The following is a 22,770-nucleotide window of genomic DNA, read 5'->3' as shown; positions in this document are numbered from 1 at the left end:
ACACCGACACCTCCGGCACCCTAAGCTTCGCCCCCGGCCAAACCGTCACCTACGTCCGCGTCCCCGTCATCGGGGATACGGTGAGCGAGATATCCGAGACCTTTATGCTCTCGTTGAGTACGACGGGTAGCACCGGCGACCATGTCGAAGACTTTAACGAAGACAATGTCGGTACCGCGCTGCTACGCGACGATGACGGAACAACAAGTGAACCGGTGGTCACGCTCGAGGCGACATCCGGGGTGGAATCCGGCGCAGGCCAAGTCCACACGCTTCGCCTGTCCGAGGTATCGACGCGGGATGTGAGTGTTACGGTTCAGATCATCAGCGGCACGGCGTCGGTCGAGAGCGGTGACGGGGATTTCGATTCTTCCACCAGCACCTCCTACGGCATAACCCAACTTATCAATGTCACGATCCCGGCGGGCGAGACCAGCGCCAATTTTAGCGTTTATCACCACGGCACCCCGGGCAATGAATTCGACGAGAATTACGTGCTCGAAATGACCGATCCGGTCAATGCCACGCTCGAAGGCGGGGTGGATGTCCTGCGCCAAACCGGTGTCATTTTGGATGATGGCCGGGCGGTTTTTGTGTCTGACCCAACCTTGGTCGAAGGCGATAGCGGCAGCAGCGATGCCGTCTTTGAAGTCCGCCTGTCGCGGCCTCATACCGGCACGCTAACCTTCAGCTATGAAACCCTAGACGGCACCGCCGAAGCGGGCTCGGATTACACCGACACCTCCGGCACCCTAAGCTTCGCCCCCGGCCAAACCGTCACCTACGTCCGCGTCCCCGTCATCGGGGATGTCATTCAAGAAAGCACAGAAACGTTCCGCCTCAACGTAGTGGCCGGCTCGTCCACCGCTCCACATATCTTTGCGGATAGCAATGTGACAGGCACCGCTACTATCGATGACACAGACTTGCCACCGACGACTATTCCCGGCAGTGCCGGGGATGACCTTCTTGTTGGGGATGCCGCCAGAAATGTCATAAACGGTGAGAGCGGTGATGACACGTTGCGCGGAGAGGGTGCGAATGACACGCTTAAAGGTGGATCTGGCGATGACCGCCTCCTTGGTGGGGATGGCGCAGATGTTCTTGCGGGCAATGGAAACAATGACACGCTTCTGGGAGAGAATGGAGAAGATCGTATCTTCGGTGGCTCAGGGCGCGATGTCATATCCGGCGGCAACGGAGATGACAGCATTGAAGCGGGGTCTGACAACGACCGTGCATTTGGCAACGACGGTGCCGATACATTGTACGGTGAAGGCGGCGATGACAGCCTTGCTGGTGGCAGTGGAGAAGACAATCTCGATGGTGGCGATGGCGAGGATACCCTCGATGGTGGCAGCAACGACGACACCGCACGTGGTGGCGATGATGACGATCTAATCAATGGTGGGTCTGGGGCCGATCTCCTTGTCGGCAATACCGGCGAAGACACGATCAATGGCGATTCCGGAAGCGACCGAATTTTTGGAGGTACCAATTCTGACGTAATTTCGGGCGGTAGCGCCAATGACACGATAGACGGCGGAACGGGCTCTGATGTCATAAACGGTGATACGGGTCATGATGTTATGATCGGACACACCGGGCACGACACGATCCGTGGTGGTGATGGCAATGACCGCATAGAGGGCGGCCGACACAACGACCTTATGGCGGGGAATGACGGCGACGACACCATCCTTGGCGGCGATGGCCACGACCTCGCATTTGGCGGGGCGGACAACGATCTCATTGCTGGCCAAGACGGCAACGACAGCGCCAAAGGCGGAACGGGTGATGATCGCATGTTTGGCAATGACGGTGCAGACACCCTCGACGGCGAAGATGGCAATGACGAAATCTCGGGAGGCGATCAGAATGACCTGATGTTCGGACGCGATGGAGAAGACGTTCTTCGCGGTGGCAACCATGATGACCGGCTGTTTGGCGGCGGAGGCGACGATACACTGGCCGGAAATGATGGCAATGATGAGCTTTCTGGCGGGTCCGCAGACGACCTCCTTTTCGGGGGAAGCGGCGATGACACACTAACAGGTGGCAACGGAAGCGACCGTATCTCCGGCGGCTCTGGTGCTGATGTCTTTGTCTTCAATAGTGTGTCGGAAAGCAGTCATGGCAGTGAGCGCGACACAATTACAGACTTCCAGCACAACGTTGATTTGATTGACCTATCTGGAATTGGGTCTGGGCTAACCTTTATTGGCGGGTCCAGCTATTCGGGTTCGGCTGGCGAGGTTCGCTATAACGACAGTATTGGCCGCCTTTATATCGACATTGACGGTGACGGTGGGTCTGAGTTCTCGGTCGATGTCTTGGGCGCTCCTATCATAGACGCTGGGGACATAATTACTTAAGATATCCTACAATGAAAAAGAACGGCTGGATGTATTTCCAGCTGTCCTTCTTTGAAAACTCGACCTGTTGATCTCGATGGGCGCTAAGGTCGTTTCGGAAGTAGCTTGGAAAACATCCTAAGATGAACGCAAATCAAACTACATACAAAACCGGTTAACGCGTGGGACAAACATGCACATGTTTTTTGGCTCCAGAGTTGGTTCCAATCTTCTTTCCCCGGCGCTTCTCGGGCAAAAGATTTCACGTCCTAACCGTCTAGGAGACCATTCGTCTGAGGACGCTCTGCAGCCTTATCGTGATTGGATAGGTCTCACTGCATTGTGGGGGTGATTCAAGCTGGCCTAAAGCCATCATTTGAAACTATTCTTTTTTCGTGTCGTTAGCTGGGTGTTCATTCGCTGCGCCTAAACATCTCTGAAGTGGTTGCGCGAGACATGGCGCGGTCTATCGGTCACCTAGAGATCAGCTTGGAGGGCACAGTGACCCTTTGTGCATATTGTCTTTAGGTGGCTCGCCAGAGTTTTCTGCTGAAACCCGATGTGCTTGGTGCAAGACTCACAACCAGTTTGCAACGGATACAACGACGGTGATCACTGATAGGAAGGCTTTGTTTTGACCCGAACCCTAGCTTGGCGTTGGCCCTCGTTGGAGTTCGATTGGAAAAACCGAAACCACGAAAGTTCAATCATCCATAGAAATGAGAGCTACGTTGTTCTCTTCGGCGCATTTCAAAAGATACGGCTTGGAAGTCATTGGAAGACCGTCAATCACCAAATGAAGATTTTTCTTTTGAGTGGAAAAGGCCCTTCCAGCAGTGCGAAAGCCTCAAAACATGAGGTCATTTTGCCTGCAGCACTATTCTAATAGTGGTTTTGTCGACCAATCCGGGGGGGCGTAGCTTCCTCAACTGAAAGTGCCTTGGCGTGAGAATAAAGCGTGCGGCGACTGTGCGTGAAGGTTTCAACCGGCTTGTTTCATCGATTGCTGCCTTGAGTACGAGCACCTCGGTCGGGCTCACAGCAGGGACGCTCCTCATGTCTAGGCAAATATTGTCTTGAGACGTTGCACGTTTCAAACGACGATCCGGCTCAATCCAAGGGTGGGCAAACCATCGGAGGGCCCGTGTTATACGGTTCGTAGTAATCGAACTCCGACGATTTTCAGTAACCCTCGCACCTCGTTAGCCAGATCCATCACCTTCTTTCATAACGCTTTTTGGGTGATCAAGATTTGCAGACACTTGGCCCAGACTAACAATAATTTTGCGACTTTGCATGGAAGCGTTCGCTCGAGGTAAATCATGCCTTATAGTCGACGAGACATATTCTGCCTTACTCGTTCACAGCTTTTCTGCGCCTTTATCGAGAACTCGACCTTAATATAGGGGCAGCCCAATTACGTAGGCTCGCCACCCTATATCCTGACCCAACAGCGGCGCTCGGATCAAATCAATTTGCTCCTTAGGGTCCCTTTCCCATTGAATGCATAGGGTAGGGACTTGGTGACAGGGTTCTTGTTCAGTGCATACCGGATGCGATCCTCACAACAGGAAATCTCCGGCGGATACCGCCGCGACACCATCCAATCGTACCTCGAAATCGGCGCTGGCATCTCCCTCTATGTTTGCCAAAACCCGACCAGAGGCACTATCGAACCACACTTCACCAAGTGCGCCCGAGGGCGACATCACGAACACCAACCCGTCAGACAGCGCCGATAAATCCAGCAAATCTTGGCCCGCGGTGAAATCCAAAATTTGATCTATGCCTCCTATGGCTGGGCTGTCGCTGAGGTCCCTGAATACAAACACATCATTGCCCGTTCCGCCGGACATCGTATCCTGCCCTGCTCCACCAATGATCGTGTCCGTGTCGGCCCCGCCAAACATCGCGTCATTCCCGCTGCCACCTTCCAGAGTATCGGCACCGCGATTGCCCGCTACGACATCATGTGACGCCCCTGCGAAAATCCGGTCATCGCCGTTTCCGCCGCGCAGCAGATCGGAACCATCACGCCCCAAAAGCAGGTCATCTTGGTTGCCACCGGATACGATGTCATCGCCCGTGCCGCCAAATATCTTGTCATTTCCGTCGTTTCCATAAAGAGTATCGTTACCGGTGCTGCCATCTAGGCGATCAAAACCCGCACCGCCGGACATAACATCGTGACCACCGCCGCCAAACAAACGGTCGTAACCATTTCCGCCCAATAGAAAATCATTGCCAGAGTTTCCGGCCATTAAGTCAGCTCCACCACCACCTTCTAAACGGTCTGTGTCGGCACCACCCTGCAATGTGTCGGCTCCGCCATGCCCCTCTATAGTGTCTGCGCCAATCCCCCCCGCGATCCTATCGGTTTGGGACGATCCAACTAAAATATCATCAAGTTCAGAACCTGTGATCACGCGACCAGCCGCGGGGGCCGGTGTCGGATCGGACGCACCAAAGAACACCATATTCTGCGCTGTGATCTGCGATGCCTCAACACCGATCAATTCGATCGCGCCGTATGATGAGGAAATCAAAGCATTGCCCTGAACACTGGTCGAGATCGCCATACCGCCCGCCCCAAGCAATTTAATTTCGCGAAAATCCAAGACGTCGTCGAACGGGTTGAAATCAAGGATGACATCCGTTGTTGTGCCGCCATCCTCTTCGTCCTCGAACAAGAACCTGTCGGAACCACCGCCGCCGACCAGAATATCACTGCCCAGCCCGCCATAGATCACGTTGTTGCCGAGTGTCCCAAGAACAATGTCATTGCCCCCGGTATCCGGCCCGTCATGCACTGAATAGGTGAACCCATCTCCCTCAAGCAAAGAGAGGTGGTAAATTCCTGCCGTTCCAAAGCCAAAATCAATGCGTTCAAGGGCAAACCTATCGTCAAGAAAGTGGTTTTCGACCCATATATGCCCCCGCAAAGATGGGGTTGAGCTATTCCAATAGGTCAAAACAAGGTCGTTGTTTGAGATTTGAATGTTGAGGCTGCGGATGGCCTCGGAAAGCGTCGAATAGCCGGAAAACTCAACTTCATCCATGTTGCGCGTCAACCATCCAGACGTCACAATGGCCGCATCACCATTGTCGCGAATAGTATCATTGCCTGATCCATCCGAAGCGATGCGATAGGTGTCGCCGCCGTTGCCCCCGACCAAGAGGTCGTCGCCGGTTCCTGTTGCTATCGTGTCATCCCCGTCGCCACCTGTGACGGTATTGTCGCCGTTCCCAGCATCTATCAAGTCCGCTCCGGCACCGCTATTAACCCGGTCCGAGCCTGTGGTCGTTTCAATTGTGTCGTTTCCCTGACCAGTTGAAATCCTGTTGTTTCCCGCCCCGGCTTCAATTTGGTTCCAACCGTCCGCCGCGGAAATGCTGTCATTTCCTGTGCCGCTAAAAACCATGTTGCGACCTTGTCCGGCGTCGATCAGGTTATCGCCGTCGCCCGCGAAAACCGTATCATTTCCGTCCCCCGAGAATACGCTGTCATTGCCATCGCCCGCTCCGATAAAATCGTCACCAGCCAGCGCCACAATGCTATCGGCAGAAGACGTCCCGGCCAGAATGTCATTGTCGTCGGTACCCAAAAAACTATCAGACAAGCGGTATATTGTCGTTCCCAATTGCAAGATCTCAACAGCTGAGCCATCGTATTGGTCGACAATTTCAATGGCCAACGGCCCATAGCCGGGTTTGCGAAACCGTGACGGTTTGCCTGGCAAAACGATTTCCAGATTGTTGCCGTTCCGCTCTACGGTTGCCCAAGATTGGTACCCCAACGACGCAGAGGAAAACAGTCCGCGCCCGCCAGTGATTGTATCGGTCGCGCCATCCAATCCCATGTCCCAAATCGTAACAGTTGAACCGCCGCTGCCTTGGGTCAACACATAGTCATCGGTACCGTCCGCTCCGGTCAAGACATCAACTCCTCCAAACGACCGAAGAGTGTCATTCCCTGATGTACCGATTAGTGTATCGTTGCCAGAGGTGCCCAGGATGTCAGCCATACCGTTTCCTTTCGGTCCAATGGGAGTGGATTTTTTTTGGGGTGCGGTAAAATCCTTGTCAATGAAGGGGGCGTAAGCAACTGCTTATTCCGCAATTGGCGCGGTCCCGTATTCTTTGTTCTCAACAGCTTAGTAGGGGTTGCGAAAATGTCTAAACACGTGAAGCGCGAGTTCCTTTCATTGAAAGAACGCAGCTTTGGCCCGCGTATCATGATGCTAGCCTTCTTGATCGTTCTGCAGGCGGCAAGCGCTCTTTTCTTTGTGGATGATGCTTTCACTGACTATCAGGCCATCGGAATGGACCCCCATACCACCTATGAAGCAATCGCAGTTATTGCATTGGTTGTTGGAGTTGTATTCGGAGCTTTTGAGATGCTTCGGTCCGTTAGGCTCTGGAAACAGGCGGAAACGACGCTGGATCAGACGAGGAAAGCGTTTGCGGAAATGGTGCGCGAGCGGTTCGAATACTGGAATTTGACCAAGTCAGAAGCGGAGGTCGCTCTTTTGACTTTAAAGGGGTTTGATATTCGTGAGATCGCCAAGTTTCGCGACACTGCAGATGGGACCGTCCGCGCTCAACTCTCAAAGATTTATGTGAAATCTGGAATGGGGAACCGCGGTCAGTTCGTTTCGTTGTTTATTGATGAACTTTTGGATAGCGACGCCTACGCAGATACATTTGGGAAAATGCAATAGCCCGTTGCCTTTGCCGAAGCTCTGCTTCTGGCGACTTCGTTTTTCATTGAAATCTGTATTTGGCAAGTTGCCGTCGCTTTTGGCTGCGAAGCAAAGAAATTAACCGCCATTCTCCGAACCTTCATTGTCCTTCCCCCGCAGAGCTTTAGGCGCTTTTCAAAGGGAATGACGTTGGCCAACGCTTTGACTAGTTTTCCGGTGTGATCTCGATTTCCTGGCGCAATTTCCCACTCGCACGGTCAAAAATCAGGATTTGATTGTCGTCTGTCACAACGGCATACCAATCTGGTCCTTGGGTATAGGCGGTGGCGGTTGCCCCACCGGGAAGGGTGATCACCTCTGGCAGAGGGGCGCGGGCATTGTTATAGCGGTGCCAAATCAAGCCGAGGATCAGCACGATCCCCGCAATCATCACGCCCGTAAGGACCGTCACCAGAAGCCGTAGAAAGCGCAACTGGGGTGGTTCGGGCAGATTATCGCCCGTATTATCGCCTTGTGGGGTGTCCATGACCAACCTTTGTATCACCATAGCGGCCAATCCGCCGTCTCGTCTTGATAAAGCTTTGGCGCGTGATGTGCCAGAGGAGGCGGCTTTGTCGCGCACCCGCTTGGCGCGGTTGATTGCCGACGGGGCCGTCACGCGCGGCGGAGTTGTATTGGACAGTGCCAAGATAGCCGTTCAAGAGGGCGATGAGATTAACATCAAAGTGCCCGAAGCGGTGAGCTATGACGTGGTGGCTCAGGACATTCCGTTGGACATTGTTTGGGAAGACGAAGACCTTTGTGTGGTCAACAAACCGGCGGGGATGGTTGTGCATCCGGCACCGGGCACGCCGGATGGCACCTTGGTGAATGCCTTGCTGCACCATTTCGGAGGGGATTTGTCCGGCGTTGGCGGCGAAAAACGCCCAGGTATCGTGCACCGCATTGATAAAGACACCAGCGGGTTGCTGGTGGTGGCGAAATCGGACCGGGCCCATCATGGCCTCGCCAAACAGTTCGAAAAACACACCGCCCAGCGTGCCTATCTTGCGTTGGTCAATGGCGTTCCTGATCCGGCAGACCCGCGTTTGATGGGCACCAAAGGTGTGTCGGCGGGGGGGCGTGGCGACATCACGATCACCAGCGGTTTGGCGCGGCACAAAACCGAACGGCAACGCCAAGCGGTGTTTTTTGACGGGCAGGGGCGTCATGCGATCACTCACGCCCGTGTATTGGAACGATACGGGTCTCCGGAGACGCTATCCTTGGTGGAATGCCGTTTGGAAACCGGGCGCACCCATCAGATCAGGGTTCACATGACCCATGCGGGGCATTCTTTGGTTGGGGATCCAGTCTATGGCGGGCGGCGCAAAGTCTCGGCCAAAGCGATCTCTCCTGAGGCGCATAAAGCAGTGATGGCCTTTAATCGTCAGGCCTTGCATGCGCGGGAATTGGGGTTTGACCATCCGGTGAGCGGCGAGCCGCTCTTGTTTCAGGCCGAGATTCCGGCGGATATGGCAGAGCTGTTAAAGCTGCTGCGATAGTTTCGCCAATAGTCATCATTTTGTGGGCCGCGTTGGATGGGTTATGAAAAGGGGCTTTTGGTTGAATTTTTGTGATGTTATAACGTTGCAAAATTCTGATAATTGCGTGACCAATGAGCAACCTCGGTAAAACACATCTTAGGAAGTCCCGGCGAGGGCGAAACAAAATGCGAGACTTTGATGCCTTGCCGTCCACGTTGCGGGGCTGGATGGCGGGGGCTGTTTTGCCGTGGTCGGCAAAGTCTTGTCTCAAGATTTGGCGCAGCGCGGCCAATCAGGACGAGGCCATAAAGCGATTGCAGGCCGCAGAGGAGCGGTTGCTGTCGCAGGAGCGGGGGATTTCCTGACTGTCTGGCTGGGTTAAGACTTCGTAAACTTGGTTGTAACACAGTGCACCTGTGCGTGAGCGCACGGACATCTACCTTACATTCGGCCAAAGTTGATTTATCTGGTGATTAACGTTTTGGCAGCACAGCCCTTGAAACGGGTGTTAGCGCTGCCTATCTGGATGTTAACGGTCATAACATTGATTGGAGGAACAGGGACATGAGCAATTACGCAAACCTTCCAGCCCCAACGCCTGAAGGCGGGCTGAACCGCTATTTACAAGAGATCCGCAAGTTTCCCTTGCTGGAGCCAGAAGAAGAATTCATGGCCGCGAAGGCTTGGGTGGAAACCCAAGACAGCCGCGCGGCGCATAAACTTGTCACAAGTCACCTGCGTCTGGCAGCGAAAATCGCGATGGGCTATCGCGGTTACGGCCTGCCGCAGGCTGAGGTGATTTCAGAAGCCAATGTTGGCCTGATGCAGGCGGTCAAACGCTTTGATCCGGACAAGGGTTTCCGTCTTTCGACCTATGCGATGTGGTGGATTCGCGCCGCCATTCAGGAATACATCCTGAGGTCATGGTCATTGGTCAAGATGGGCACAACGTCGGCCCAGAAGAAGCTATTCTTTAACCTGCGCAAGGCGAAAAATCGCATTGGTGCCCTTGAAGAAGGTGACCTGCGCCCGGAACACGTGGAAAAGATCGCCACAGATTTGGGTGTGACCAAGGACGAAGTTGTGTCGATGAACCGGCGGATGTCGGGTGGTGATGCATCGTTGAATGCCACCGTCGGGTCCGAAGGTGAAGGTACCATGCAATGGCAGGATTGGCTCGAAGATGAAGACGCTGACCAGGCCGGTGACTATGCAGAACGCAATGAGCTTGAAGCGCGTCGCGAGTTGTTGGCCGAGGCGATGGATGTGTTAAATGACCGTGAAAAGGACATTCTGACACAACGCCGTTTGGCTGAAAGCGCCGTGACTTTGGAAGAGCTGTCAGGCCAATACGATGTCAGCCGAGAACGCATTCGCCAGATCGAAGTGCGTGCCTTTGAAAAGCTGCAAAAGCGCATGCGTGAATTGGCGCGAGAACAAGGTATGCTTGCCCGCGCTTGAGAATAAGGGACAGGCGGTTTGGCCTGACCCACTCTATTCCTCCCTGGCAAAGGCCTCTTTCCGACCTCCCCGGAAAGGGGCTTTTGTTTGTGTTTCTTGAAATTGTGAGCTTTCGCTAAATCGATTTAGTTCTGGCGCTAACATGACTTGGGCGCTATGTCATCTGGAGGAGGATTTCGCTATGACACATCTGCGCTGGGGTATTTTGGGGGCGTCGAAGTTTGCGCGTGACCAAATGGGGCCGGCCCTTAATGCGGCGCGGCGTGGGAAGCTGGTGGCGCTTGCAACATCGTCTGCGGATAAGGCAGTGCCGTTTGACGCCTTTGCCACCGGGATCACGGTGTATGACAGCTATGAGGCATTGATCACGTCGCCTAATGTCGACGCGGTTTACATCCCATTGCCCAATCATTTGCATGTGGAATGGGCATCCAAAGCGATGGATGCGGGCAAACATGTCTTGGTTGAAAAGCCCTTGGCCATGCATGCGAGTGAATTTGACCAAGTGATTGCAAAGCGCGATGCAACCGGGCTGCTGGCAGCAGAGGCTTATATGATCGTGCATCATCCGCAGTGGCTACGGGCCAAGGCATTGTACGAGGCGGGAGCGATCGGCAAACTTGTCCGGGTGAGTGGCGCGTTTTCCTACGACAATTCAGCGGATGTCAGCAATATTCGCCACGATCCTTCTAAAGGGGGCGGTGCGATCCCCGATATTGGTGTCTATATTTATGGGGCTGCGCGATTTGTGACGGGGGAAGAGCCCGATGAGATTTTGAGTACAGACATCCGCCGCGAAAATGGTGTAGATGTCTGGAGCCATGTTACCGCAAGATTTCCGTCATTCCATTATACTGGTGTGGTCTCGATGCGGATGGCACCGTGGCAGGAGATGGTGTTTCACGGCGAAAAGGGCGTGATGCGATTGAGCGCACCCTTTAATGCCAATCTGTATGGCGAAGCGCGGATTGAACTGCAAACGCAAGGTGATGATGGGCCAGAGGTGCAGGCCATTCGCTATCCAGCTGATAATCACTATGTGCATCAAGTCGAAGCCTTTAATGGCTCGGTCCTTGATGGGGTGGCGTATCCGTGCCCTTTGGAGTTTTCCAAAGGGACACAGAATATGATTGATATGGTTTGGGCCAAAGACAATGCGGAAGCGCGACTGTAGAGCGCCCCGGCCGCGCCCCTTTGGGACGCAGCGGCCCGCCCTCCAGCCTGCGCCTTAGAGATCGGCGATTTCAATCACAACCTTGCCAGTAGATTTGCGAGTCCGGAGCATTTCGAGCCCGTCGGCGGCCTGTTCCAGCGGAAACGTGTTGCTGACATGCGGTTTGATTTTTCCTTGACCGTGCCAGTCCATGAGTTGGCTCAACGAGGTTGTAAGTACATCGGGGCGGAACGAAAGGTAACCGCCCCAGTACAGCCCAAGTACCGAAATGTTTTTGACCAAAAGGTGGTTGGCCTTGATTTGTGGAACGTCACCAGAGGCGAACCCAATAGTCAAAATGCGCGCTTCTGGATTGCAGGATCGGAAAGCCGCGGTGAATTGGTCGCCGCCGACAGGATCATACACAACATCGGCCCCGCCCAAGGATTTCATCACATCGCGGATGTCTTCGGTTTTGGCGTCGATGAGGTGGTCAGCACCGGCCGATTTGGCAGCTTGAAGTTTGTCGGCCCCGCGGGCGCAGGCGATGACGCGCGCACCCATCAGTTTACCGATCTCGACGGCCGTTAGACCGACACCACCTGCCGCCCCGAGGACGAGTAGCGTTTCACCGGGTTGCAATCGGGCTCGGTGATCGAGGGCAACATGTGATGTCCCATAGGCAATTTGCAAGGCCGCGGCGTCTGTCCATCCCATTGTGTCGGGTAGTTTGACGGCGCGATTGGCATCAAAGCAGCCATATTCGGCCAATCCACCCTGACCACCAAAAACCGCCACTCGGTCACCTGGCTCAAACCCGGTTACGCCTGAACCAATGGCCGTCACAACCCCAGAAACTTCCATACCCAAGGTGAAGGGCAAGGGTGGGGTTTCTTGATAAGTACCTTTCATCATAAGCAGATCGGCAAAATTCAGCCCGCAGGCGGCAATTTGCAAACACAGCTCTTGGGGTTTTGGTGTTGGCGTAGCACAATTTAAGAGTGTCGGGGGGGATTCGTGTGAGGTGAGTCGATAAGCGCGCATTGGTCTCTCCGATTTTGCGTGCATGAGTGCCTTTTACGGGTGGCCCTGTCAAACATGGCTCGTTGTCTAACGTTGGGTTGAGTAAAAGGAGACAATAACGGGAAAATTGCAACTTTGTGTTGATTTGTGAGCAATTTTACCATCTTTACGACTGTGCGTGACTTGATCTTAACCTCATTTTTGCAGTACCAAGTCATGTTATGAAGCGCACAGGTTCGGGTTGATTGGTACTAGTGGCGCATGGCGCGCCCAATTCGGCCCGCCCATGAAACAAAGAACGGGAAACTTAGTATGGCGCATCCAGTAGATGTACATGTCGGCAAACGTATCCGTCACCGCCGTTGGTTGGTGGGGATGACACAACAACAGCTGGCCGAAAAAGTTGGAATTAAATTCCAACAAATTCAAAAATATGAAACCGGGGCCAACCGTGTCAGCGCGTCGCGTCTTTGGGACATCGCAGATGCGCTTGAAGTCAAAGTCAGCTTCTTCTTTGAAGGGATTGAGACCGAAGGTTCGGAGCAATCGCAATCATCCGACAATGTCCCGGCAGATATCCTTGGTGACAAAGAAGCGCTTGATTTGGTTCGCTCTTACTATGCGATTCCAGAGAACCAGCGCCGCCGTTTGTTTGAATTGGCGCGTGTTCTGTCCGACGTTGCTTGAGCCTGACGCGACCTTGCGGTAGCACGGTGGCAACACCGGACCGGAGGGCGCGACATGGTCTCATCTGAGCTAGCGAATGAGCTGATTTCGACCGCAGAGGCGATGGCCGACGCGGCCAGATCGGCCATTTTGCCGTTGTTTCGCACGTCATCTCTGTTGACCGACAACAAGCTTGAAACCGGGTATGACCCTGTTACCGAAGCGGACCGTGCAGCAGAATGCGCTATGCGCGATGTCTTGGCTAAACGACGGCCATCTGATGCTATTCTGGGTGAAGAATACGGCCAACAGGACGGTGACAGCGGTCTGACTTGGGTTCTAGATCCGATAGATGGAACACGGGCGTTTGTATCAGGGACGCCGACGTGGGGTGTGTTGATTGCGGTGTCGGATGCCAATGGCCCGATTCTAGGCGTGGTCGATCAACCCTATATTGGTGAACGTTTTGTCGGCGGTCTTGGGCGCGCAGATTGGACGGGGCCGCATGGCGGTGGCCCGCTTGGCACCAAAACCACCCAAGACCTTAAGGATGCCATTCTATTTACGACCTTTCCTGAGGTTGGAAGCCCAACTGAGGGGGCTGCGTTTCACAAAGTGGCGGAGCAAGTGAAACTGGTCCGTTATGGGATGGATTGCTACGCTTATGCCTTGTTGGCCGCAGGTCAAATTGACCTTGTGATTGAGGCCGGATTGAACTCCTATGACATTCAGGGGCCCATCGGCGTTATTGTGGCTGCGGGGGGCGTGGTAACGGATTGGCAAGGTGGGCCTGCCCATAATGGCGGGCGTGCCATCGCAGCAGCCAACAAAGATATTCATGCCAAGGCCTTGGCAATCCTGAAACGTCACGTTTAAACTAGCCTCGGCTTAAACCTAAAAAACCGGTAGACGCGTCCTTCCCTTTTCTGGCGTCGCTGGTTTTCGACATACCGAAAAGGGCGGAGATCGTGATGCAGGAAACCCTCATCCGTAACGCCCATACTATCCTGACCATGGATGATCTGGGCCGCGAGTTGACCCAATATGATATCCGGCTAAAGGGCGGTGTTATTGCCGAAATTGGCCAATCTTTACAGAGTTCTGGCGAGGTGGTAGAGGCGGCGGGATGCGTCGTTACACCGGGATTGGTCAACACCCACCACCATTTGTACCAAACTCTGACCCGTGCTGTTCCGGGCGGGCAGGACGCGCTTTTGTTTGGGTGGCTGAAAACACTTTACCCTATCTGGGCGCGCTTTGGACCTGAGGAAATGTTCACTTCGGCGCAGGTTGGACTGGCCGAACTGATGCTCTCGGGTTGTACGATGAGCTCGGACCATCTCTATCTTTATCCCAACGGTGCACGCCTTGAGGATACGATTTTTGCTGCTCAGGAACTTGGGATTCGCTTTCATCCGACGCGGGGAGCGATGAGCATTGGTGAAAGTGACGGCGGTTTGCCGCCGGACAGTTTGGTCGAAAACGAAGCGGCCATTCTTGAAGACTGCATTCGTGTGATTGACGGATTCCATGACCCTCGGGATGGGGCGATGGTGCGCGTCGGCGTGGCCCCATGTTCGCCGTTTTCGGTCAGCCGCGAGCTGATGCGTGATGCCGCCCTTTTGGCGCGAGACAAAGGTGTGATGATGCACACCCATTTGGCCGAAAACGATGAAGATATTGCTTATAGCCTTGCTCAATTTGGCTGCCGCCCCGGACAGTATGCCGAAGATTTGGGGTGGACCGGGGAGGATGTTTGGCACGCGCATTGTGTCAAACTTGATGGGCAAGAGATTGATTTGTTTTCTAAAACGCGTACGGGTGTAGCCCATTGTCCCTGTTCCAATTGTCGGCTTGGCTCGGGTATTGCTCCGGTGCGTGCAATGCGTGACGCCGGGGTGAAAGTCGGCCTTGGTGTCGACGGATCAGCAAGCAATGACGCCGGTAACATAATCCTTGAGGCACGGCAAAGCATGCTCTTGCAACGTGTTGCCAGTGGCGCTGATGCCATGAGCGCGCGTGAAGCTTTGCGCATTGCAACACGCGGCGGGGCCGAGGTGTTGGGGCGCCATGACTGTGGGCAAATTGCCGTTGGAAAACGCGCCGATCTGGCACTTTGGGATATTGCTGGTATCGAAAGCGCGGGGAGCTGGGATCCTGCTGCTCTGTTGTTGGCGGGGCCGGTCTGGGTCAAACACCTCATGGTTGAGGGGCGGCAAGTGGTGCGCGATGGACACGTCACCGGAATTGACCTTGAGAAGGCCATTGTTAAACAGAATCAGCTAGCACAGGCTTTGAGTGAACAATTGTAGGGTCCTGTGACACCGGAGTGAGGAATACCATGTTGCGCTTTGTCTTGATTTTGACGCTGATGATCGGCTTGGGCCAATCGGCAACTGCGCAACAGGCGCGCCAAATGTTGAACGGCTTGCGAGCAGAACAGGGGCTTGGTGCTGTGAAACCGTCTTCAAAACTTGAACAAGCTGCCATGGCACACGCCATGGACATGTCGCGCAAAGGGTTCTTTGCGCACGGCGGGTCTGATGGGTCCAATGTGATGAAACGGGTGCGGCGTACGGGATATGGCCCCTGCGTCGTTGCCGAGAATATCGGAAAAGGCCAGCGCAGCCTGACAGAAGTCATGGGTCGCTGGGCCGCGTCCCCGGGCCATCGCAAAAACATGCTGAATCGTCGTGTCACTGAATACGGCTTGGTGCGGGCCCCCGGTGATATCTGGGTCATGGTCTTGGGTAAGCCGGGTTGCCGCGGTTAGGCGACCCCCGATTGGGTTACCCGTTGACTTTGCGGCCCGCCACGTAAGTCGCTGAAATTGCGCGATCGTCCCCCATCATGATGGTTGGAAACAGGGCTTCCCATATTTCTTGTGCTCGGGTGCTACGTTGCGCAATTTCTGGGGTTGAAGCGAGGTCGAGAACAATGAAATCCGCCTCCATCCCCGCGCCAAGATTGCCGATACGATGATGTTGATGCAGCGCTCGAGCCGACCCTGCGGTGGCCAACCAAATTAATTCCGCGGCATGTAGCGGCGTCCCGCGTAATTGGCCGATTTCATATGCGGCGGCCATGCTGCGCAACATCGAAAAGGACGATCCGCCCCCTGTATCGGTGGCCAATCCCACCTGTTGCCCGGCGGATTTCAACCCGGCCATATCAAACAGGCCAGACCCAATAAAAGTATTGGAGGTCGGGCAATGGATCAGAGACGCTCCCACGTCTTTGAGCTGATTCTTTTCGCGATCTTCCAAATGAATTGCATGACCATAGAGGCCCTTTTCACCAAGCAATCCATAGGCCTCGTATGTATCGAGGTAATCGCGTGCCTGCGGGTACAGACCTTTGACCCAGGCGATTTCGTCGGTCTGCTCGCTTAGGTGGGTTTGCATTAAGCAATCGGGATTTTCGGCCCAAAGGGTGCCGAGCGTCTCAAGTTGCTCTGGAGTTGAAGTTGGCGAAAACCGAGGGGTGATGACATAAGACGCACGCCCGCGATCATGCCAATGTTCGAGCAAGCGACGGCTGTCGTCATAGGCGCTTTTGGCGGTATCGCGCAGACCATCAGGCGCATTGCGATCCATACAGGTTTTGCCCCCAAACACCCGCATATTGCGATCGGCCGCCGCCGAAAAGAACGCGTCGACGGAGGCGGGATGAATAGTGCAAAAGGAACAAACGCTCGTGGTGCCATTGGCCAGCAAGAAATCAAGGTAGCGCCCGGCGATCTCATCGGCATAGGCGCGATCGCCAAACCGCATTTCTTCGGGGAAAGTGTAGGAGTTTAACCAATCTATCAACCGCTTGCCCCAGCTCGCGATAATGCCGGTTTGCGGGTAATGGGCGTGGGCGTCCACAAACCCGGCGACGATCAAACCATCCTTGTGGTCCTCAACCTCTACCCACGGGTAGGCCGATCGCAAATCAGCAGCCGGGCCAACCGCATGGATCACCCCATTTTCAACCAACACCGCCCCGCGTGTTTCATGGCGGGCTGTTTCGATCCCATTGGCAAAGGGATCGCCGTCAAACCAAAGGGTTTGGCCAAGATGCAGGCAAGTTTGGGTCATGGGGGCTCCTGATGTGATGCGCCACGTTAAGCGCACGAATGCCAAAGGTAAATTGCCGCAGTATCATTGCGCAAGCACCCTGTTCCCCCGCTAGCCCATGCCCTAAAGTCAGCCCAAGATTCCCCGGAGGTGCGTATGGCTGATGACATCCAAAAACAGGTGGCAGAGACAGATGGGGAATATGCGCTGGATCGCAAGGATGTTGCGCAGGTTCTGTTTGCCGTAGATCGCGAGGATCGCGAGTCGCTGTTGGCGATGATGGAGCCGTTACACGCGGCTGATATCGCGGACCTTTTGGAACAGATCAACGCCTTTGATCGTATGCGTTTGGTGCGCCTATATGATCAAGAGTTCGACGGTGAAATTCTGTCGGAACTAGACGATGCGATCCGGGAAGAGGTGATTGGCCTTCTAAAACCGCAGGTTCTGGCCGAGGCGGTGCGCGATCTTGAATCGGACGATGTTGTTGACCTCCTCGAAGATCTGAAAGAGCCGCAGCAAGAAGCCATTCTTGACGCGCTAGAAGACAGCGATAGGGCTGCGGTTGAACAATCGCTGACCTATCCAGAATTCTCAGCTGGTCGCTTGATGCAGCGTGAGGTGGTGATGGCACCTGAGCATTGGAATGTCGGAGAAGCCATTGATTACTTGCGCAATAACGATTCTTTGCCTGAGCAGTTTTACCATGTGGTTCTGGTTGACCCGCGCTTGCGCCCGGTCGGCAATATCACCCTTGGGCGCCTTATGTCATCGCGGCGCGAGGTGTTGTTGAAATCGATCCTTGAAGAGACGTTTCAAACAATACCAGTGCTGCAGGACGAGGGCGAAGTTGCCTATGCATTCAACCAATACCACCTGATCTCAGCCCCGGTCGTGGATGAAAACGACCGGCTTGTTGGTGTGATCACAATCGATGACGCCATGGCGGTCTTGGACGAAGAAAACGAAGAAGACATCCTGCGCCTTGCGGGTGTTGACGGTGAAAGCCGCTTGTCTGACCGAGTGATCGATACCACCAAGCGGCGTTTTCCTTGGCTTGCGGTCAACTTGGTAACATCGGTGATGGCGTCGCTGGTCATTGCGCAATTCGAAGACGCGATTTCGCAACTTGTGGCTTTGGCGGTGTTGATGCCGATCGTCGCCTCTATGGGGGGCAATGCGGGAACGCAATCGCTCACGGTTGCCGTGCGCGCTTTGGCAACCAAGGATTTGACCGGTGCCAACATCTGGCGGGTCATCCGACGCGAAGTGTTGGTGGGCCTTGTCAATGGCGTCGCCTTTGCCGTGATCATGGGGATTGTCGGGGTGATTTGGTTTGGCTCTCCCGCCTTGGGTGCGGTGATCGCCGCCGCAATGGTGATCAATCTGGTCGTTGCCGGGCTTGCCGGAATTGCCATTCCTGTGGTTCTTGAAAAGGCCGGGGTTGATCCGGCGCTGGCCTCCGGGGCGTTTGTAACAACCGTGACCGATGTGGTCGGCTTCTTTGCCTTCCTTGGGTTGGCTGTCATGGTGTTGCTATAGGGGCGCAAAATGGATTTGGATGAGCGCAAAGCCGTTGCACGAAAAGAGGCCTTTGCCCTGCGCAAAGCCGCCTATGATACGCGTCCCCCCGGGGCTGCCGGGCATCTGAGCAGTTTGCTGGCGGGCTATCGCAGCGTGCCCCTGTCGGGGTACATGCCGATCCGGACCGAGATCAATCCCGTGCCCGCCATGGAAGAGGCCGCAGCCCATGGCCCGGTGAGCGTTCCGGTGATCATTGCCGCCGGGCAAGCGCTAAAATTCGCGCTGTGGGAACCGGGCCGCGCCATGCAAGATGGACCATTTGGGGCGAAAATCCCCGAAAACCCTCAGTTTATCGAACCAGAAATTGTCATTGTGCCCTTGGTGGCCTTTTCTCGGTCGGGGGGGCGTTTGGGCTATGGTGGCGGCTTTTATGATCGCACATTGGAAGAGTTGCGGGCCAAACGTCCGACGCTGGCCATTGGCTTTGCCTTTGCCGCGCAAGAGGCCGAAGATTTACCGCTTGAGGCGACAGACCAACCATTGGATATGATCGTGACGGAACAAGGGGTGATGACCCCCTAAAGTCGCGTCACTCTGCTTGCGTTTAGATAAGGAGGCCGTTTGGCCCCCTGTCTTTTTTCTAAATGGTATTTGCGGCTTAGCCCAACGCGCGCCAGCCAATGTCGCGGCGCACAAACCCTTCGGGCCAATCCACCGCGTCCACCATCGCATAGGCGCGATCCCGCGCTTCTTGCAGGGTTTCACCGCGCGCCGTGGCGTTCAAAACCCGTCCGCCGCTGGTCAACACCTTGCCATTTTCGGCGGTGGTTCCGGCATGAAACATCATGTTGAAACTATCGGCCTTCAGGCGACCGAGCCCTTTGATCTCGGTGCTTTTTTCATAGGAACCGGGGTAGCCGTTGGCGGCCATAACCACGGTCATCGCGTGATCATCCGCCCATGTGACCTGTGCCTCATCCAACCGGCCTTCGGCACAGGCTTGCATCAAATCAAACGCCTGCGCGCCCAGACGCAGCATCAGGACCTGACATTCAGGATCACCAAAGCGCACGTTGTATTCCACCAACCTCGGTTGCCCGTTTTCGATCATCAGACCAACATACAGGACACCCTGATAGGGGGTGCCACGGCGCACCATTTCTGCCATGGTCGGGCGCACGATTTCATCAAGCGCCTTTTGGGTGACCGCATCATCCATGATTGGCGCGGGGGAGTACGCGCCCATTCCGCCGGTGTTCAATCCGGTGTCGCCTTCGCCAACGCGCTTGTGGTCTTGGGCCGTGCCAATGGGCAGGCAAATGTCTCCATCGACCAGCACAAAGAACGACGCTTCTTCGCCGGTCATAAACTCTTCGATTACCACTTCGGCACCTGCCGCTCCAAAGCTTCCGCCGAACATATCGTCAATCGCGGCTTCGGCTTCGGCGACGGTTTCGGCGATTATCACACCTTTGCCAGCCGCCAGACCATCGGCCTTGACCACGGTAGGCGCGCCGGTTTCACGTACATGCGCCTTGGCGGCCTCTGCATCGGTGAAATGGCCATAGGCGGCGGTGGGGGCATTTGCGGCGTCGCAGATTTCCTTGGTAAAGCTTTTGGAGGCTTCGAGTTTGGCCGCCGCTGCTGAGGGGCCAAAGACCGAGACACCCGCCTCGCGCATGCGATCGGCGACACCGGCGGCAAGCGGGGCTTCGGGGCCGATGATCACCAGATCAATGGCGTTTTCAGAGACGAATTCGGCTACCACGCCACCATCATTAATGTCGAATTGCGCGCATTCGGCGATTTGCGCGATACCCGCGTTGCCGGGCGCGACGATCAGCTTGTCGCACTTGGGGTTTTGCAAGGTTGCCCATGCCAATGCGTGCTCGCGCCCGCCGCTTCCGAGAATAAGGATGTTCATCGCATGGTCCCCTTGGTATCCGTTGGGGGCGGTCTAATGGCCGTGGGTAAAAACGGCAAGAGTTGTGGCGATGAATGGTAATCTAAGTGATCCTGACCTGTGGTCGCGGATCGCGGCCTATGAGTTTCCTTCAGTCGATGGTATGCTCTTTGGCGACTACGTTAGGCTGAAGACCGGATATAATGCGCGTGATGTCAACGCGATGATTTTTGAATATCGGCGCTTTACCTATCTGTGCATTGCCTGCCCGGGTGAGACGCGCCCATCCACCTATGTCGATGAAATCTGGCATATCCATCTGACCTTGACCGCCGATTATTGGAATCGCTTTTGCCCAGAGGCACTGGGCCGCAAGCTACATCACAATCCCGGTGGTCCACCTCCGAATGAGTCGCCTCGGTTCGAGGCAACCCTTGAGCAATATGAGCAAGAATTCGGAAAATCCGCGCCGGATCGCTATTGGCGCCCTGCGCCTAGCCGGTTCATTTTACGCGGCTTACAGATTGGGTTTCTTATTTTTGCCACGGTGGTAAGTTCTGTCGGTTGGCCAAAAACAGCGTTGTTGGCACTCGTACCTATCGTGTTGATTCAGATTTGGATCCATAGACAGCGCCCACAAAAGGCAGGCGGTGACAGTGGTGGCGTTGGTTGCGGTGGTGGCTGCGGTGACTAGCGTCCAAACACCGAACCCACTAAACTGCGCCCAACCCCGCTAAGAGGCAGAGTATGGATCTTTTCGACGACACCCCTGACACATCGGATAACGCCCCGGAATTCACGGTTTCCGAACTCTCTGGCGCGGTGAAACGCACGATTGAGGGCGAGTTTGGGTTTGTACGGGTGCGCGGCGAAGTTGGGCGAGTTAGCCGGCCACGATCCGGGCATATCTATCTTGACCTCAAGGATGACAAATCGGTCATTTCCGGGATCATGTGGAAGGGTGTTGCCGCACGTCAACAGACCCAGCCCGAAGAGGGCATGGAGGTCATCGCCACCGGCAAGATGACCACCTTTCCAGGCCAATCCAAGTATCAGATCATCCTCGAAGAAATCCGCCCAGCCGGGGCCGGGGCCCTGATGGCGATGCTGGAAAAGCGCAAGGCGCAGTTGCAAGCCGAAGGGTTGTTTGAAGCTGCTCTCAAGAAAAAACTTCCCTATCTGCCTGAAATTATTGGGGTTGTGACCTCGCCCTCGGGGGCGGTGATCCGCGATATCCTGCACCGTTTGCGCGATCGTTTTCCACGTAAGGTTTTGGTTTGGCCGGTGGCCGTTCAGGGCGCGAAATGTGCCCCCGAAGTCGCGCGCGCCATTGAGGGGTTCAACCGCATGACACCTGGAGGCGCGATGCCACGCCCCGATTTGTTGATTGTGGCGCGGGGCGGTGGTTCAGTCGAAGACCTTTGGGGATTTAACGAAGAGATCGTGGCACGGGCAGCAGCATCATCGGACATTCCGTTGATTTCGGCCGTTGGACACGAAACCGATACGACGTTGATCGATTTCGTATCGGACATACGGGCCCCAACCCCAACTGCGGCAGCGGAGCTGGCGGTGCCGGTGCGCATGGAGCTTTTGGCCGGGCTGCGCGACTATGATGCGCGAATGACCCGCGCGGTGGAGCAACGTTTGGAACACCGTGGCCAAAGGTTGCGGGATTTGGGACGCGCGATGCCGCGTGCAGAAACTTTGTTGGATGGGCCACGCCAGCGGCTTGATATCATGGGGGATAAACTCCCCGCTGGGTTGCGGCGTTTGGTTGACCGTCAACGCCTGCGCCTGTCTGAAAGCGCCGGGAGCCTGCGCCCCGGTGTGTTGAGCCGCGCCATTGCAGCGGAACAATCGCGCTTGTCGGATCGCGCAACACGGCTTCAACCGGCGCTTAAGCGGTTGGTGCAAACCCGGCGCGAGGCCTTGGTACAACGGCTTGGCCGGTTGTCTCCGCGCCCAATTCAGCGGGAAATTGCGGTGCAATCTGATCGGCTTGTTGGGCTGTCCCGCCGGTTGGACGAGGCGCAACGCGGGCGGATTTCAGAGGCACAATCCAAATTGGATGCGCTGGACCGGTTGCGCGAAACTTTGGGCTACAAGGAAACGCTGCGGCGCGGCTATGCGGTTGTGCGCGGGGATGGCGATGTGGTCACAACCACTGCGGGTGCAAAGAAAGCCGAGGCTTTGGAAATCGAGTTCGCGGATGGGAAAGTGGCGGTTGGCGATGGCGCAACCTTGCGAAAACCGACGAAAAAATCGCAAACGCCACCAAAGCCGGAACAAGGCAGCCTGTTCTGACGCGGCGAATTCGCCGCTATCCTTATGGTAGGCTTTCTTTTTCTTCTGCGCTCGCATAAGCTTTTTCTGCATTGCTGCATCGCAGGGGA

The 22,770-nt window shown here is 55.3% G+C and carries 19 protein-coding genes; 14 read left to right on the top strand and 5 right to left on the bottom strand.

Annotated features, from left to right (window positions below):
• The coding region (locus Q1A43_RS12110; protein ID WP_299935472.1) for a Calx-beta domain-containing protein at positions 1-2,375 on the top strand (2,375 nt) is incomplete at its 5' end.
• Between the two features lie 1,541 nt (positions 2,376-3,916).
• Here the strand turns inward: Q1A43_RS12110 and Q1A43_RS12105 are convergent.
• Positions 3,917-6,379 carry a calcium-binding protein gene (locus Q1A43_RS12105; RefSeq protein ID WP_299935470.1) on the bottom strand — a complete coding sequence of 821 codons (2,463 nt, stop codon included), beginning with the start codon at positions 6,377-6,379 and terminating at the stop codon, positions 3,917-3,919.
• Positions 6,380-6,526: 147 nt separating this feature from the next.
• Between Q1A43_RS12105 and Q1A43_RS12100 the strand changes: the two genes are divergently transcribed.
• Entirely contained in the window at positions 6,527-7,075 is a 549-nt protein-coding gene (locus Q1A43_RS12100; protein WP_299925932.1) for a LuxR family transcriptional regulator, read from the top strand.
• A 187-nt stretch (positions 7,076-7,262) separates the two neighbouring features.
• Here Q1A43_RS12100 and Q1A43_RS12095 read toward each other — a convergent pair whose 3' ends face one another.
• A complete protein-coding gene (locus tag Q1A43_RS12095; RefSeq protein ID WP_299925929.1) occupies positions 7,263-7,583 on the bottom strand; it encodes a DUF6476 family protein in 321 nt (106 codons plus the stop codon).
• Between Q1A43_RS12095 and Q1A43_RS12090 the strand changes: the two genes are divergently transcribed.
• From Q1A43_RS12090 to Q1A43_RS12075, 4 genes are all read left to right on the top strand, one after another.
• Positions 7,582-8,601, top strand: a complete 1,020-nt coding sequence (locus tag Q1A43_RS12090) for an RluA family pseudouridine synthase (protein ID WP_299925926.1) — start codon at positions 7,582-7,584, stop codon at positions 8,599-8,601. The two genes, Q1A43_RS12095 and Q1A43_RS12090, sit on opposite strands and share 2 nt — an antisense overlap.
• Positions 8,602-8,714: 113 nt before the next feature.
• Complete coding sequence (locus tag Q1A43_RS12085; protein WP_299925924.1) at positions 8,715-8,948, top strand: DUF6525 family protein; 234 nt, start codon at positions 8,715-8,717, stop codon at positions 8,946-8,948.
• A gap of 199 nt (positions 8,949-9,147) precedes the next feature.
• Positions 9,148-10,044, top strand: a complete 897-nt coding sequence (rpoH, locus tag Q1A43_RS12080) for an RNA polymerase sigma factor RpoH (RefSeq protein WP_299925923.1) — start codon at positions 9,148-9,150, stop codon at positions 10,042-10,044.
• Between the two features lie 181 nt (positions 10,045-10,225).
• Positions 10,226-11,218 (top strand): Gfo/Idh/MocA family oxidoreductase, encoded by a 993-nt coding sequence (locus Q1A43_RS12075; protein WP_299935467.1) that lies wholly within the window; start codon positions 10,226-10,228, stop codon positions 11,216-11,218.
• 54 nt (positions 11,219-11,272) lie between these two features.
• Here the strand turns inward: Q1A43_RS12075 and Q1A43_RS12070 are convergent, their stop codons facing one another.
• The gene (locus tag Q1A43_RS12070) at positions 11,273-12,241 is read right to left on the bottom strand and encodes an NADPH:quinone oxidoreductase family protein (RefSeq protein WP_299925918.1); all 969 of its coding nucleotides are present in this window, start codon (positions 12,239-12,241) and stop codon (positions 11,273-11,275) included.
• 291 nt (positions 12,242-12,532) lie between these two features.
• Between Q1A43_RS12070 and Q1A43_RS12065 the strand changes: the two genes are divergently transcribed.
• The 4 genes from Q1A43_RS12065 (at position 12,533) to Q1A43_RS12050 (ending at position 15,659) form a co-directional block, all read left to right on the top strand.
• Positions 12,533-12,907, top strand: coding sequence for a helix-turn-helix transcriptional regulator (locus Q1A43_RS12065; protein WP_299925916.1), 375 nt, complete (start codon positions 12,533-12,535; stop codon positions 12,905-12,907).
• Between the two features lie 54 nt (positions 12,908-12,961).
• Entirely contained in the window at positions 12,962-13,762 is an 801-nt protein-coding gene (hisN, locus tag Q1A43_RS12060; protein WP_299935465.1) for a histidinol-phosphatase, read from the top strand.
• A gap of 95 nt (positions 13,763-13,857) precedes the next feature.
• Positions 13,858-15,198: an 8-oxoguanine deaminase gene (locus Q1A43_RS12055; protein ID WP_299935461.1), complete on the top strand. Its 1,341-nt coding sequence runs from the start codon at positions 13,858-13,860 to the stop codon at positions 15,196-15,198.
• A gap of 29 nt (positions 15,199-15,227) precedes the next feature.
• Entirely contained in the window at positions 15,228-15,659 is a 432-nt protein-coding gene (locus Q1A43_RS12050; RefSeq protein ID WP_299935458.1) for a CAP domain-containing protein, read from the top strand.
• A gap of 16 nt (positions 15,660-15,675) precedes the next feature.
• On the opposite strand, the gene guaD is transcribed toward Q1A43_RS12050, so the two are convergent.
• A complete protein-coding gene (gene guaD, locus Q1A43_RS12045) occupies positions 15,676-16,968 on the bottom strand; it encodes a guanine deaminase (protein WP_299935456.1) in 1,293 nt (430 codons plus the stop codon).
• 135 nt (positions 16,969-17,103) lie between these two features.
• Here guaD and mgtE point away from each other — a divergent pair, with 135 nt between their 5' ends.
• Positions 17,104-18,489 (top strand): magnesium transporter, encoded by a 1,386-nt coding sequence (mgtE, locus tag Q1A43_RS12040; RefSeq protein ID WP_299925904.1) that lies wholly within the window; start codon positions 17,104-17,106, stop codon positions 18,487-18,489.
• Between the two features lie 9 nt (positions 18,490-18,498).
• Complete coding sequence (locus Q1A43_RS12035) at positions 18,499-19,053, top strand: 5-formyltetrahydrofolate cyclo-ligase (RefSeq protein WP_299935453.1); 555 nt, start codon at positions 18,499-18,501, stop codon at positions 19,051-19,053.
• Between the two features lie 76 nt (positions 19,054-19,129).
• Here Q1A43_RS12035 and purD read toward each other — a convergent pair whose 3' ends face one another.
• Positions 19,130-20,395 (bottom strand): phosphoribosylamine--glycine ligase, encoded by a 1,266-nt coding sequence (gene purD, locus Q1A43_RS12030; RefSeq protein WP_299935450.1) that lies wholly within the window; start codon positions 20,393-20,395, stop codon positions 19,130-19,132.
• A gap of 70 nt (positions 20,396-20,465) precedes the next feature.
• On the opposite strand from purD, the gene Q1A43_RS12025 reads away from it, so the two are divergent.
• Together Q1A43_RS12025 and xseA are read left to right on the top strand one after the other, a co-directional pair.
• The gene (locus Q1A43_RS12025; RefSeq protein ID WP_299925897.1) at positions 20,466-21,068 is read left to right on the top strand and encodes a hypothetical protein; all 603 of its coding nucleotides are present in this window, start codon (positions 20,466-20,468) and stop codon (positions 21,066-21,068) included.
• 53 nt (positions 21,069-21,121) lie between these two features.
• Positions 21,122-22,681 carry an exodeoxyribonuclease VII large subunit gene (xseA, locus tag Q1A43_RS12020; protein ID WP_299935448.1) on the top strand — a complete coding sequence of 520 codons (1,560 nt, stop codon included), beginning with the start codon at positions 21,122-21,124 and terminating at the stop codon, positions 22,679-22,681.
• Positions 22,682-22,770: the final 89 nt, after the last annotated feature.

This window comes from uncultured Pelagimonas sp. (genome assembly GCF_947498515.1).
Lineage (GTDB): Bacteria > Pseudomonadota > Alphaproteobacteria > Rhodobacterales > Rhodobacteraceae > Pelagimonas.
This window is presented reverse-complemented; position numbering and strand designations above follow the sequence as displayed.